Source organism: Rhodococcus sp. UNC23MFCrub1.1 (genome assembly GCF_000686025.1).
Lineage (GTDB): Bacteria > Actinomycetota > Actinomycetes > Mycobacteriales > Mycobacteriaceae > Rhodococcoides.
The window spans coordinates 57,072-69,800 of sequence record NZ_JMLQ01000008.1 but is presented as its reverse complement, the minus strand read 5'-3'; the positions used below and the strand labels follow the sequence as shown (position 1 = coordinate 69,800).

The window sequence follows — 12,729 nt, the reverse complement described above, 5'->3', positions numbered from 1 at the left end:
CGGCGGGTGATCGCCGATCTCTGGAACAGTCTGCCGACCGCGCTCCGCGACCCGGTCGCCCTCGCGGTGCCGGCATTCCTCGTTCTGCTCGCGCTCGAGTGGACCGCAGCGATCGTCCTCGAAAGCCACGGCGACGAGACCGAGGACGAACCCGGCCGACCGACCCGTGGAAGCTACCTCCGCGCCGACGCCCGGGCCAGCATCGCGATGGGTCTGGTGTCCATCGCCACCACCACCGCATGGAAAACCCTGGCGCTGCTGGGCTATTCGCTGATCTTCGCGTATGTCGCACCGTGGCAGCTGCCCTCGGACCAGTGGTACACGTGGGTGATCCTGCTGCTCGGCGTCGACGTCCTCTTCTACTGGTATCACCGCATCGCGCACCGCACGCGCATCGTGTGGGCCACGCATCAGGCGCACCACTCGAGCGAGTACTTCAATTTCAGCACCGCACTACGGCAGAAGTGGAACAACAGCGGCGAGATCCTGATGTGGTTGCCGCTGCCCCTGCTCGGCGTCCCGCCCTGGATGGTGTTCACCGGGTTCGCGATCAACCTGGTCTACCAGTTCTGGGTGCACACCGAGCGCATCGACCGGATGCCGCGCTGGTTCGAGTTCGTCTTCAACACGCCGTCGCACCACCGCGTGCATCACGGCCGCGACAAGGAGTACCTGGACAAGAACTACGCCGGCATCCTCATCGTGTGGGACCGCCTGTTCGGGACCTACGCCGACGAGACGTTCCGACCGCACTACGGGCTGACGACTCCGGTGCAGACGTTCGACATCCTGAAGCTCCAGACACACGAGTACGCCGCCATCGCACGGGACGTGCGGACGGCGGCGACTCTGCGTCAAAAACTCGGCTACGTCTTCGGACCGCCCGGCTGGACGCCCGAGGGTCAGGCCTTCCCGAGCGTCACCAGGAAATCGACGGACCCGGTCGGATCCACGGTCACGAAGCCCAGCGACGGCGGCTCGATGCCGTAGTCGGTCCACGTCGCGGGAATGTTGCCCGAGGCGACGATGGTCTCGCCCGACCGGAGCACCTGCGTCTCGACGCTCACGTCGCGCGTCTGGCCCTTGAGGGTCAGCGTGCCGTCGAGGGTGACGGTCGCCGTGGTGCCGTCGGTGGGCACGGTGGACAGGTCCACCGGCGACGTCACCGTGAACGTGGCGGTGGGGTTGTTCGCGACATCGAAGATGTTGCCGCGGAACTGGTTGTCGCGCCGATCGCTGTCGGTGGTGATGGTCTCGGTGCGCACCACGATCTCACCGGCGGTGAGCTCCTGGTTCGCGATCGTGGCGCTTCCCGAGACGTCCGGCGTGGTGCCGACGACCGTGACGTCGGTGCCGTTGAGCACCTCGGCGACGGTGTACCCGGCCGACGTCGGGTTCGCTGCGTCACCGGGCGTGACGGTCCACTCACCGTCCAGATCGCCCGTCGCCGCCTCGGCACCGGAGGTGGACACCGACGCCGCCGGATCGCTGCTCTCGATCGACGAGTAGATGCGCGGTCCGACGACGAGCGCCACGATCGCCAGGACGACGACCACGGCTCCGGTGATCCACCATTTCTTCTTCATGGGACGAACTTTAGTTGTCGCTTCAACGTGCGGCCACCGCTGCGGCCTGGGAATCCCCTGTGAAAGCGTCCGTCACCACGTCGAGTGAACGACGTCCCGGAGGTAGCGGTCGTAGATGCTCTGCACGCCGGCATCGAACTCCCCGCCGAGAAGCGCGACGCGCCCCGCCTCGGCATTGGCACGAGCCTGGTCCACGTTGCGGGCTCCCGGGATGACCGTCGAGATCTGCGGGTGCTGCCACAACCAGGCGATGGCGGCGGCGGCGGGCGTCGTACCCTCCGGAGCCGCGTCCGCGACCAGGGCGGAGAAGTCACGAGCCGCCGCAAGGCCCGTGTCGAACGGAACGCCCGAGAACGTCTCGCCGACGTCGAAGGCCTCACCGTTGCGATTGAAGTTGCGGTGATCGTTCTCGGGGAACGTCGTCGACTCGTCGTACTTCCCCGAGAGCAGGCCCGAGGCCAGCGGCACCCGCGCGATGATGCCGACTCCGGCATCGGCGGCGACGGACAGCACCTCGTCGACGGGCTTGAGCCGGAAGGCGTTGACGATGATCTGCACGGTGGCCACGTTCGGTCGGCGGATCGCCTCGAGCGCCTCCGCGACCGTCTCCACGCTGACGCCGTAATGCGCGATCGCCTGCTCCTCGACGAGGGTGTCGAGGGCATCGAACACCTGGTCGTCGCCGTACACGGCAGAGGGCGGGCAGTGCAGCTGCACCAGTTCCAGGGTGTCGACACCGAGGTTGCCGCGTGACCGGTCCACCCACTTGCGGAAGTTCGCGAGCGTGTAGTTCTCCGGCACCTGGTCGACGCGTCGACCCATCTTGGTCGCCACGGTGACGGTGTCCCGCAGGCCGCGATCGGCCAGGAATCCGCCGATCACCCGCTCACTGCGCCCGTCGCCGTACACGTCGGCCGTGTCGAAGAAGGTGATGCCGCTGTCCACGGCGGCGTCGAGCACCGCCACGGCGTCCTGCTCGGACACGTCGCCCCAGTCGGCTCCCAACTGCCAGGTGCCGAGTCCGACGCACGACACCTGCCGGCCGGTGCGTCCCAGGGTGCGGTTCTCCATCGCGTTCATGTTTCTCATCTCGTCGGTGTACCCGAAGTTGGTGAACGACAAAGCCCCCCAGCTGCCGAGGCAGGTGGGGGGCTCATGGCGGTGGCGGAGGGATTTGAACCCTCGGACGGGGGTTACCCGTCACACGCTTTCGAGGCGTGCTCCTTAGGCCGCTCGGACACGCCACCGGCGGATACGTTACCGGATGGGTGGCGCGGAACCGAAATCGCGACGTCAGGAGTCACAACGCGGGTGGCTCAGTGGCCGGTGAGCTTGTCCTTGATGTTGGACGCGGCATCCTTGACCTTCTCCACGCCGTCCTTGACGGCGGCGGAGGTCTGATCGCCCTGGCCTTCGGCCTTCAGGTCCTGGTCGCCGGTGGCATCGCCCGCGGCTTCCTTGCCCTTGCCCTTGAGATCTTCTGCCTTGTTGCCGATCTTGTCATCGAGACCCATGTGGTGCTCCTTCGAAGCGGAAGAACATGTCATCCACCCCTCCGTTTCGGCGGGGCGGGCGACGCAACGTCGCGCCTGGTGTTCTACCGGGCAGTAATACCCCGTCGACGGATCGCGTCAAACGTCGTTCGCGGTTCGAAAGAAGTCCCGAACCAGACCGGCCGCGTCGCTCTCGAGGACGCCGCCGACCACCTCCGGTCGATGCGTCAGACGCCGATCCCGCACCACGTCCCACAGCGAGCCGACGGCGCCCGTCTTCGGTTCCCAGGCCCCGAACAGCAGCCCGTCGACTCGCGAGAGCACCGCCGCGCCCGCACACATCGTGCAGGGCTCCAGCGTGACGACGAGAGTGCATCCGGTGAGTCGCCAGCCGTCCCCGTGCCGCTCGGCGGCGGCGCGGAGCGCGAGCACCTCCGCGTGGGCGGTCGGGTCCCCGCGGCGTTCGCGTTCGTTGACCGCGGACGCGATCTCGTCACCGTCGGCGTTCACGACGACGGCACCCACGGGAACGTCGCCCGCCGGCGTGGTGCGGGCGACCTCCAGGGCGCGACGCATCCAGACGTCACGCAGGTGGAGAGGCACCACGGTCAGCGAGGCAGCTTGTCGAGCACCGCGGCGAACTCCGCGGCGAATCCCAGTCGCGCGGCAATCATGCCGAGCTGCTCGTCGGGGTAGAGGTCGGACTCGGCCAGGATGACGCCGAGGACCGGCTCGGGAAGACCCATGTCGCTCAGCAGATCCAGATCGCCCTCGTCCCACGGCTCGACGTCGTCGAGCTCGTCCGGATCCAGATCGGGCACATCGACGTTCAGTCGGTCCAGGACGTCGGCCGCGATGTCGTAGTCGATCGCCGCGGTGGCGTCCGACAGCAGGACCCGCGTGCCCGACGGTGCCGGACGCAGCACGACGAAGAACTCGTCGTCGACATCGAGGAGCCCGAACACCGCACCGGCACTGCGGAGTTCACGAAGCTCGGTCTCGGCGGCACTGAGACTCGTCAGGGCGTCCGCGGACAACGGCCGGCACGTCCACGTGCCCTCCTCGCGGACGACCGCGATGGCGAACCCCTCGAGATCGTCGTAGTCGTCGGAGCGGTTGTCACCTCGACCCTGGGACGAGGTACTGCCTCCGCGCTGTGCAGCCATGCGCGCAACCGTAGTCCCACACCGTCGCCCCGGCGTGCAGACCTCCCTGTTCAGGGGAAACAGCGGGAGATTTCGGTGTCGTGCACCCGGCGGACGGTGCCGATGTGGAAATCTTCCCCCGGTGAACACACCCGACCGTCCCGTCTGCGTCCTGGGCCTCGGCCTCATCGGCGGCTCGTTACTGCGCGCCGTGGTCGACTCGGGTCGCCCGGCATGGGGTTGGAACCGATCGACCGGTGCCGTGGACGCCGCTCGCGCCGACGGGTACGACGTCACGGCGGACATCGCCTCCGCCCTCCAGCGTGCCGCCGAGGAGGACGCTCTCGTCGTCGTCGCGGTGCCCATGCCGGCGGTCGACACCGTCCTGGAATCGGTGGCCGCGCACGCGCCGCACTGCGTGCTCACGGACGTCGTCAGTGTGAAGGCGGAGATGGCGGCCGCGGTCGCACGTGCCGGACTCGGCGCTCGGTTCGTCGGCGGACATCCCATGGCCGGCACATCCGCCTCGGGGTGGCTCGCGGCCGACGTCGATCTCTTCCGCAACGCGGTCTGGGTCGTCACCGTGGACGACGACACCGACCCCGACGCCTGGCTCGCGGTCGCCGATCTCGCACTGTCCTCCGGATCCGTCGTCGTCCCGGCCCGAGCCGACGACCACGACCGCGCCGTCGCCCGCGTGTCCCATCTCCCGCATCTGCTGGCGGAAGCACTCGCCGCGGTGGGCGCGCAGGGCGGGGAGCTCACATTGCGGCTGGCAGCGGGCTCGTTCCGCGACGGCACCCGTGTGGCAGGAACAGCTCCGGCACTGGTCAGCGCGATGTGTGATGCCAACGCGCCCGCCCTGGTCGACGCGCTCGACGAGGCGCTCGCCGCATTGCACAGCGCCAGGGACACTCTCGTCGCCGACGCGTCGACCGAGACACTGGTGTCCGCGGGCCATGCGGCGCGGTCGCGCTACGACGAGCAGTTGCAGTGGTGGGAGATCACCGACGTCGTCGTCGGCTCGCCGTCCTGGCGGGGCGACCTCGTCGACGCCGGTCGCCGCGGCGGTGTGGTCCAGCGGCTGCCCCGGCGGGCGTGACGCTCGGCCCGTCAGATGCGCTCGGCGAGTCCCCGGTAGTCGGCGACGAACCCGTCCGAGTCGACGCTCACGGCCGACGTCCCGACGGGCGAGACCACCTCGAACTCGTGCGGACCGCGGCTGTAGGAGAGTGTCTCCGCGCGGGCGGTGAGGACCGGCAGACCCACGTACACGACGGGCACCTGATGATCGGCCGGGTTCGTCTGCAGGCCGAGACGACGGATGGCGAGCGTGTTGAAGAAGGGGCTCCACACCAGCTCGACGTCGAGCGCACCGCCGAACGAACTGCGGGTCGGTGACCCGTCGTCGACGAGCCAGTAGCCCTCGGAGTCGCGACTGATGGAGACCTGCTTCTCCCCCGACGCGACGGCCGCGCGTACGGACAACCGCTTGGTCACTCCCGATTCGTCCGTGACCAGGTCGTACGACGCGGAGAACGCCGGGTGTTCGTCGCACTCGCCGCCGATTATCCGGCCGGCGGCCTTGATCCGCTTGCCGTTAAGCTGGACGCGCACCGACTCCATACGCGGGGCGCTGTGCGCGCGCCACGTCAGGATGGCCGGCCACGACGAGCCCGTCACGTCGGCGGACGACAGAGAATCGGCGGTGGGTGTGGTCACGCGTTCACGGTAGATCACACGAGCACGACAAGTACCGGAGCCGGGCGAATTGCCTGTGAATCCCCGTCCTCGTCAGCGACCGAGTGCCCCGTTCTCGCGAGATGAAACGGTCACGAGCAGGGTTTTCGTCGACCGTGGGCGTGAGTCGGCGCACCACGCCCCCCGTCTGCGGGCGCTGCTCACAGCGGTGTCGCCCTCTCGGTCGGACGCCGTGTCGGTGTTCTCGAGTAGCCTCACTCGAGATCGACGTCGGTGTCCGGAGCCGCCGTCGCACACGACGGTGAGCGGGGGTACGCGTGTCCAGCCAGGGTGCCATGGTCGGCCTGTTCGCCGGCATCGGCGGTCTGGAGCTGGGCCTGGCGCGCAGCGGGTGGTCCACCACTCAGCTCTGCGAGATCGACGCCGGCGCGGGGGCGGTGCTGCGCTCGCGCTTCCCCGACGTGCCGCTGCACACCGACGTCGCGACGCTGCGGGCGCTCCCCGCCGGAACAGAGCTGGTCGCAGCCGGTTTCCCGTGCCAGGACCTCTCACAGGCCGGTCGCACGGCGGGCATCACGGGCGCGCGATCGGGTCTGGTCGACGAGGTCTTCCGACTCGTCGCCCGCAAACGTGGTCCCCGGTGGCTGCTGATCGAGAACGTGCCCTTCATGTTGCAGCTCGGCCGCGGCGCGGCGATGCGGCACATCACGCATGCGCTCGAGGATCTCGGTTACATGTGGGCGTATCGCGTCGTCGACGCTCGCTCGTTCGGCCTGCCCCAGCGGCGTCAGCGCGTCGTCATGCTCGCCTCACGTACGGACGACCCGCGTGAGGTGCTCTTCGGACCCGACGCGGGCATCCCCGAGGCCGGCGACGCCGACGTCCTCCCGTGCGGCTTCTACTGGACCGAGGGGGTGCGCGGCCTGGGCTGGGCGATCAACGCGGTGCCCACGCTCAAGGGCGGATCGACTCTCGGCATCGCCAGTCCCCCGGCCGTCCGGCTCCCGTCCGGCGAGCTGGTCACCCCGGGCATCTCGGACGCCGAACGGCTGCAGGGTTTCGACGCCGGGTGGACGGCCCCCGCCGTCGAGTCCCCGGGTGTCCGGGCCGGGCACCGGTGGAAGCTCGTCGGCAACGCCGTGAGCGTGCGCATGGCGACGTGGGTCGGTGAGCAGCTGGCCACCCGCACTCCCTACGACGAGGGGTCCGACACCGAGCTCGTACCCGGCCAGAGCTGGCCGTCGGCCGCGTGGGGCCGTGACCGTCGCGCGTTCGGGGTACCCGCGAGCACCTGGCCGGTCCAGCACCCCTACGAGGATCTGAGCGGATTCCTGGAGGAGTCGAAGTTGTTGTCCGCCAGGGCCACTGCCGGGTTCCTCAAGCGCGCACGCTCGGGTCGGCTGCGCTTCGCCCCCGGCTTCCTCGACACGGTCGAGTCGCACCTGCACCGGATGACCGATGATCCCGTCGTCCCCGAACCCGTTCGCGTGGCCTGATGTTCCCGTTGACGTTCGCACTCGACTTCGCCGGCGACCGTCCCGCGCCCGATGCCGACCGCGGGGAGAAGAAGAACTACGCGCAGCGCCTGTCCAACAACCTCGCGCAGGTGGTCGCCGATGCGTTGAGGCCTCGGTATCCGTCCATCACGCCCGACGCGCACGGCCTGGGCCAGGAAGCGCAGGTGGACGTCGCGAAGGGACGCAAGCGGCTCGACGTCAAGGCACTCGATCCGACGCTCGGCCTCATCCTCTGCGTGTCCGTGAAGACCTACAGCTTCCAGGACTACAGCCCCACGTCCGGTCGGCTCGGCCGCTGGACCAAGAACATCGTGCGCAACGACCACGAACTGCGGGGTGAGGCGATGGTGCTGCACCAGCGCCAGCCGTACAGCGTGCTCGTCGCCGTGATGTTCGAGCCCTGGTCGACGTGCGAGGACGGCGATCCCGCGAAGAGCAGCGACATCGGCAAGAGTTCGTTCGCGCACCACGTCACGACGCTGTCCAAGCGGTCGGGCCGCGGCAAGCGCCCCGTCGTCGGCATGCCGGGCCGGGCGTGGGTCGACCTCGGGGCCGAGGACACGCGCTACGACCTGTTCGAGAAGGTGTTCATCGGTCTCTACGAGCCGGACGGCCCGTACCGGGGTGAGGTGCGCTTCTTCGACGTCGACGAGGCGCCGCCGCGCAACGGCCGTCCGTCGGACCGCACCACACTCTCGTTCGAGGAGTTCGTCGAGGTGGTGCACTCGGAAGTGGAGCGGCGCAACAGGTTCGCCCCCAGCTGGTCCGAGATCGACGACGACGAATGACGCCCGACGCTCGGGCGACGCCGCCGACGGACGCCGCGACCAGTGCCCGGTTCAAGAAACAGAAGCGGCGTGACACCAAGCCCGAGGTGGCCCTGCGGAAGGAACTGCACCGAGCGGGACTGCGGTACTTCGTCGACAAGGCCCCGCTGAAGGGCATGCGACGACGGGCCGACGTGGTGTTCCCGCGTCGCCGAGTCGCGGTGTACGTCGACGGATGCTTCTGGCACAGCTGCCCGGAGCACGCCACCCACCCGCGCAACAACGCTCAGTGGTGGGCGGACAAGTTGGCTGCCAACGTCGCTCGGGATCGCGACACGGATCGTCGACTGGACGAGGCCGGCTGGACCGTCGTGCGTATCTGGGAGCACGAGGATCCAGCCGTGGCAGCGGAGCGGGTCACCGAGGCAGTGCGCCCCGGCGACTGACGTCAGCGCTCGTGGCGTCCCGGAGTGTCGTGCGGGCCGACGACAGGCGCGTCGGCGTGTCCGAGACCGGTGGTGCGGTCCGTGACGTTCCGGTCCGTGACGTTCCGGTCTGCGGGATTCTGGTTCTGCTGTGCCGCGTTCGCGTCCTGTCGACGCGGGGTGCCGTCGTCGTGGACGGTCGGGTCCAGCTTGTTCGCCCGCTCCCACTCACGGTCCAGTTCGTCACGCCCGGTGGCGGCAGTGCCCTGGTGCTCCTGCGCGCGCTGCTGCGCGATGCGGGCCTCCGCTGCCGCGGCGTCCGCCTCGGCCTGCGCACGACGGGCGTCGGCCTCGGACTTCTGCGCGAGCGCCTCCGACCGCTCCACCTCCGCGCTGCGCTCGGCGGCCCGCTCCCGGATCTCACCGGCCTGCTCGACGCGCTTCTGCTTCGCCTTCTTCGACAGTGCGACGCCGACGGCGACGAGCAGCAACACCACCACGACCGCGATGACGATCCAGACAGCTGTGTTCATGACGGCTCCCGATGTTCGAGTGCGCGCACGGTTGCGCGCGGGACGGGGTACCCGTGGCGCCCGATTTCCACACGGGCCGCCTACCCTCGACCGCCATGACCACCGATGTTGCCTCTCGAGCCCTCGACGTACTGGTGATCGGCGGCGGTATCGCGGGTGCCTCGCTCGCCTGGGAACTCTCGTCCGATCGAACCGTGTGTCTCCTCGAAGGGGAGTCGACCCTGGCGATGCACTCGACCGGGCGTTCGGCTGCGATGTTCCTCGAGACCTACGGCAACCACGTCATCCGTGGCCTGACGACGGCGAGCAGGGCCTTCCTCGTGGACCCGCCGGACATGGTGCGCGGAACGGTCATGACTCCGCGCCCCTTCGTGCAGTTCGCACGTCCGGGCCGGGGCGACGCTCTCGCGGAGATGTTCACGACTCTGCGGACACTGTCTCCCGATGCCCGCCTGCTCGAGACCGCCGAGGCGGTGGACCGGGCGCCCCTCCTGCGGCCTGCGGCAGTCGAGGCGGCCATCGTCGAACCGGGCGCACTCGACATGGACGTCGACGCGCTGCACCAGGGCTTCCTGCGCGGAGCACGCCGACGCGGATGCACCGTTCGCACCGGGGCACGGGTCGTCGCGATCGACCGCGTCGGCGAGCAGTGGCGGGTCGATCTCTCGACCGGCGACACTCTCGTCGCCACGGTGGTGGTGAACGCGGCGGGTGCCTGGGCGGACGACATGGCCGACCTCGCAGTCGTACCGAGGATCGGCCTGCAGCCGCGACGACGCACCATCGCCGTGATGGACGCGCCGCCCGAGATCGCCGACACCCACCACCCGCTGATCAGCGACATGGACGAGTCGTTCTACATCAAGCCGGAGGGTGTCCGTCTGCTCTGTTCCCCTGCCGACGAGACACCGTGCCCGCCCGGTGACGCGAAGCCGGACGATCTCGAGATCGCCCGCGCCCTGGACGAGATCACGGAGGCGACCGTGGTGACGAGCCGCCGTGTCCGGTCGTCGTGGGCCGGTCTGCGCTCCTTCGTCGCCGATCGCACACCGGTGGTGGGGTTCGACCCGAGCGTGGAGGGCTTCTTCTGGTGCGCGGGTCAGGGTGGGTACGGCATCCAGACGTGCGCGGCACTGGCGCGCGTCGGTGCGGCGCTGGTCCGCGGCGAGCCGTTACCGGCCGACGTGACCGACCGGGGCGTCACCGCGGAGGACCTGGCGCCGGGCCGGCTGCGCTGAGCCGCACGGGGCTAGAGCCACTTCTGTCTCCGGAACACGATGTACAGCGCGCACGACGCGAGCAGCATCGCGCCGACGGCTCCGGGATAGCCGAACGTCCAGCTCAGCTCCGGCATGTGCTCGAAGTTCATACCGTAGATGCCGGCGATGAGAGTCGGCGCGAAGAGGATGGCGCCCCAGGACGAGATCCGCTTGACCTGCTCGTTCTGTTCCAGACTCACCTGGGTCATCGCACGCATCTCGTCGTTCTGCCGCTGTCCCACCAGGGTGGTGTGCACCGACAGGGCGTTCTGCAGATTGGCGCGGAACGAGTCGACGCGCTCGGTGATGCGGATCGCGTGGTCGAGCACGTCGCGCAAGTTGCGCCGCAGCTCGATGTCCACGTTGTACTTCTCCGATCCGCGGCCGAGGGCCTCGATCATCGACACCAGCGGGTGGGTCGCGCGCTGGAACTCGATCACCTCGCGGGAGAGCTCGTAGATGCGACGGGAGACGTCGGGATCGCCGGTGAACAGCTGGTCGTCGATCTCGTCGATGTCGTTCTCCAGACCGGCGACGACCGGTTCGTACTCGTCGACCACCTGGTCGAGGATCGCGTACAGCACGGCCTCGGTTCCCAGTTCGAGCAGCTTCGGCGCACCTTCGAGCCGTTTACGGACCACGCCCAGGTCGGGTGACTCGGCATGGCGGATGGTGACGACGAAATCGGGACCGCAGAACACGTGGAGCTCGCCGAACTCCACCTTCTCGGTCTCGTCGATGTAGCGCGCGGGGTGCAGGACGACGAACAACTGATCGCCGTAGCGTTCGAGCTTGGGCCGCTGGTGCGCTTGGACGGCATCCTCGACCGCCAATCGGTGCAGCCCGAATTCGGTTGCCACCGAGTCGATCTCGGTTTTGTCGGGACGATACAGCCCGATCCACGCCATGCCGCCGCACGCCCGCAGGAGCTCGTACGTGCGATCCAGACTCTCCGGCTCGTCGGTACGCGCCCCGTGCACGTACACGGCGTTGTCCACGATCGGCACAGTTCACCCCTCGTCGTCGCACGTCCGCCGCCCGTCGGGCGGCTACCAGGACGCTCGCATCCAAACCTCGGACACGAATCTTCGTCCACCGAGACGACGGAAGCGAAACGGACTCGTTTCTGTCCACAATCGTCCGTTTACGGACGCGGATCCGCGCCGTGACGATAGCGTGTGACCTGTGGCAGAACGCGGCGCACGACCCCAGGTTTCGGTACTCCGCCGAACCATGCTCAAGGCATTCAAACATCTGTCGAACCCGCTGAGGCCGGACGACTACTTCGAGATGATCAATCCGTTGTGGACCACCCAGGAGCTCCGCGGGAAGGTCGACCGGGTCGAGAGGGAAGGCACCGACGCGGTGTCGGTGTTCATCAGGCCCGGGTACGATTGGGGTGGGCACCAGCCCGGCCAGTACCTCCGACTGGGCGTGGTCATCGACGGCCGCTATCACTGGCGCGCCTACTCGATCACCTCCGACCCGCACGGCGACCACGGCCTGATCTCCGTCAGCCCCAAGCTGGTTCCCGAGGGCACGGTGTCCCCGTACCTGGTGCAGGGCATCAAGCCGGGCGACATCGTGCGACTGAGCGAGATCGAGGGAGTCTTCACCCTCCCCGATCCCGTGCCCGCCAAACTGCTCTACATCAGCGCGGGCAGTGGCATCACGCCGATCATGAGCATGTTGCGCGAACTCGACCACCTCGACGCCATGCACGACGTCGTGGTCATCCACTCCGTGCACAGTCGCGACCAGACGATGTTCTCCGAGACCCTCGAGCGCCTCGATCGCAAGCACTCGTCGCTGCGTCTCGACCTTCGGGTGACCGAGGAGCGAGGTCGGATGAAAGCCACCGATCTGGACGAGTTGTGCCCCGACTGGCGTGAGCGCGAGGCATTCTGCTCCGGTCCAGGCGACCTGTTGGACGATCTGCGCGACTACTGGAAATCTGAGGGTGACCCGGAGAAATTCCACTACGAAAGTTTCCAACCCGTCATCGGTGGCGGTGACGAAGAAGGAGAAGGCGGCACTGTCCGCTTCATCCGTAGCGACACCGACGTCGAATGCGACGGAGGCACACCCATTCTCGCGGCCGGGGAGGAAGCGGGGCTGGATCTCAAGTTCGGTTGCAGGATCGGCATCTGCCACACCTGCACCGGAACCCTGAAGAAGGGACGTTTGAGAGATCTACGTAATGGGGAAGTCTCCGAGCCTACGGGGCAGGCGGTACGCATCTGCGTGAACACCGCCGAGGGAGATATCGAAATCGATCTCTGACGAGACCGATTCACATGCGG

General features: G+C 68.3%; 15 protein-coding genes and 1 tRNA gene. 7 read left to right on the top strand and 9 right to left on the bottom strand.

Annotated features, from left to right (window positions below):
- The first annotated feature begins 6 nt into the window (after positions 1 to 6).
- Positions 7 to 990 carry a sterol desaturase family protein gene (locus BR07_RS25350; RefSeq protein WP_155957100.1) on the top strand — a complete coding sequence of 328 codons (984 nt, stop codon included), beginning with the start codon at positions 7 to 9 and terminating at the stop codon, positions 988 to 990.
- Here BR07_RS25350 and BR07_RS0117960 read toward each other — a convergent pair.
- The 6 genes from BR07_RS0117960 to BR07_RS0117935 form a co-directional block, all read right to left on the bottom strand.
- The gene (locus BR07_RS0117960; protein ID WP_027506612.1) at positions 903 to 1,586 is read right to left on the bottom strand and encodes a YceI family protein; all 684 of its coding nucleotides are present in this window, start codon (positions 1,584 to 1,586) and stop codon (positions 903 to 905) included. The two genes, BR07_RS25350 and BR07_RS0117960, sit on opposite strands and share 88 nt — an antisense overlap.
- 72 nt (positions 1,587 to 1,658) lie before the next feature.
- Positions 1,659 to 2,675 (bottom strand): aldo/keto reductase, encoded by a 1,017-nt coding sequence (locus BR07_RS0117955; protein ID WP_231476433.1) that lies wholly within the window; start codon positions 2,673 to 2,675, stop codon positions 1,659 to 1,661.
- A gap of 67 nt (positions 2,676 to 2,742) precedes the next feature.
- Positions 2,743 to 2,833 (bottom strand) — tRNA-Ser (locus BR07_RS0117950).
- 69 nt (positions 2,834 to 2,902) lie between these two features.
- Positions 2,903 to 3,100 carry a CsbD family protein gene (locus tag BR07_RS0117945; RefSeq protein ID WP_027506610.1) on the bottom strand — a complete coding sequence of 66 codons (198 nt, stop codon included), beginning with the start codon at positions 3,098 to 3,100 and terminating at the stop codon, positions 2,903 to 2,905.
- Positions 3,101 to 3,217: 117 nt separating this feature from the next.
- Positions 3,218 to 3,655, bottom strand: coding sequence for a nucleoside deaminase (locus BR07_RS0117940; RefSeq protein ID WP_027506609.1), 438 nt, complete (start codon positions 3,653 to 3,655; stop codon positions 3,218 to 3,220).
- Between the two features lie 32 nt (positions 3,656 to 3,687).
- Positions 3,688 to 4,245: a tRNA adenosine deaminase-associated protein gene (locus BR07_RS0117935; protein ID WP_027506608.1), complete on the bottom strand. Its 558-nt coding sequence runs from the start codon at positions 4,243 to 4,245 to the stop codon at positions 3,688 to 3,690.
- A 121-nt stretch (positions 4,246 to 4,366) separates the two neighbouring features.
- On the opposite strand from BR07_RS0117935, the gene BR07_RS0117930 reads away from it, so the two are divergent.
- Positions 4,367 to 5,326: a prephenate dehydrogenase gene (locus BR07_RS0117930; RefSeq protein ID WP_027506607.1), complete on the top strand. Its 960-nt coding sequence runs from the start codon at positions 4,367 to 4,369 to the stop codon at positions 5,324 to 5,326.
- Between the two features lie 11 nt (positions 5,327 to 5,337).
- Here the strand turns inward: BR07_RS0117930 and BR07_RS0117925 are convergent, their stop codons facing one another.
- Positions 5,338 to 5,946, bottom strand: a complete 609-nt coding sequence (locus tag BR07_RS0117925) for a putative glycolipid-binding domain-containing protein (protein ID WP_269320107.1) — start codon at positions 5,944 to 5,946, stop codon at positions 5,338 to 5,340.
- A 314-nt stretch (positions 5,947 to 6,260) separates the two neighbouring features.
- On the opposite strand from BR07_RS0117925, the gene BR07_RS25345 reads away from it, so the two are divergent.
- Genes BR07_RS25345 through BR07_RS0117910 form a run of 3 tightly spaced genes read left to right on the top strand, consistent with a single transcriptional unit; the run spans position 6,261 to position 8,655 of the window.
- On the top strand, positions 6,261 to 7,421 hold the full coding sequence (locus BR07_RS25345) for a DNA cytosine methyltransferase (protein ID WP_051613573.1): 1,161 nt from the start codon (positions 6,261 to 6,263) through the stop codon (positions 7,419 to 7,421).
- Positions 7,421 to 8,230 (top strand): hypothetical protein, encoded by an 810-nt coding sequence (locus BR07_RS25340; RefSeq protein WP_037186467.1) that lies wholly within the window; start codon positions 7,421 to 7,423, stop codon positions 8,228 to 8,230. The genes BR07_RS25345 and BR07_RS25340 overlap by 1 nt, the downstream gene beginning before the upstream one ends.
- On the top strand, positions 8,227 to 8,655 hold the full coding sequence (locus BR07_RS0117910; RefSeq protein WP_027506605.1) for a very short patch repair endonuclease: 429 nt from the start codon (positions 8,227 to 8,229) through the stop codon (positions 8,653 to 8,655). Before BR07_RS25340 ends, BR07_RS0117910 begins: the two co-directional genes overlap by 4 nt.
- A 2-nt stretch (positions 8,656 to 8,657) precedes the next feature.
- Here the strand turns inward: BR07_RS0117910 and BR07_RS25335 are convergent, their stop codons facing one another.
- Positions 8,658 to 9,167: a hypothetical protein gene (locus BR07_RS25335; protein WP_051613553.1), complete on the bottom strand. Its 510-nt coding sequence runs from the start codon at positions 9,165 to 9,167 to the stop codon at positions 8,658 to 8,660.
- A 95-nt stretch (positions 9,168 to 9,262) separates the two neighbouring features.
- Between BR07_RS25335 and BR07_RS0117900 the strand changes: the two genes are divergently transcribed.
- Positions 9,263 to 10,405, top strand: coding sequence for an NAD(P)/FAD-dependent oxidoreductase (locus BR07_RS0117900; protein ID WP_027506604.1), 1,143 nt, complete (start codon positions 9,263 to 9,265; stop codon positions 10,403 to 10,405).
- An 11-nt stretch (positions 10,406 to 10,416) separates the two neighbouring features.
- On the opposite strand, the gene corA is transcribed toward BR07_RS0117900, so the two are convergent.
- Positions 10,417 to 11,433, bottom strand: a complete 1,017-nt coding sequence (gene corA, locus BR07_RS0117895) for a magnesium/cobalt transporter CorA (RefSeq protein ID WP_027506603.1) — start codon at positions 11,431 to 11,433, stop codon at positions 10,417 to 10,419.
- A gap of 178 nt (positions 11,434 to 11,611) precedes the next feature.
- Between corA and BR07_RS0117890 the strand changes: the two genes are divergently transcribed.
- Positions 11,612 to 12,709, top strand: coding sequence for a ferredoxin reductase (locus BR07_RS0117890; RefSeq protein WP_027506602.1), 1,098 nt, complete (start codon positions 11,612 to 11,614; stop codon positions 12,707 to 12,709).
- Positions 12,710 to 12,729: the final 20 nt, after the last annotated feature.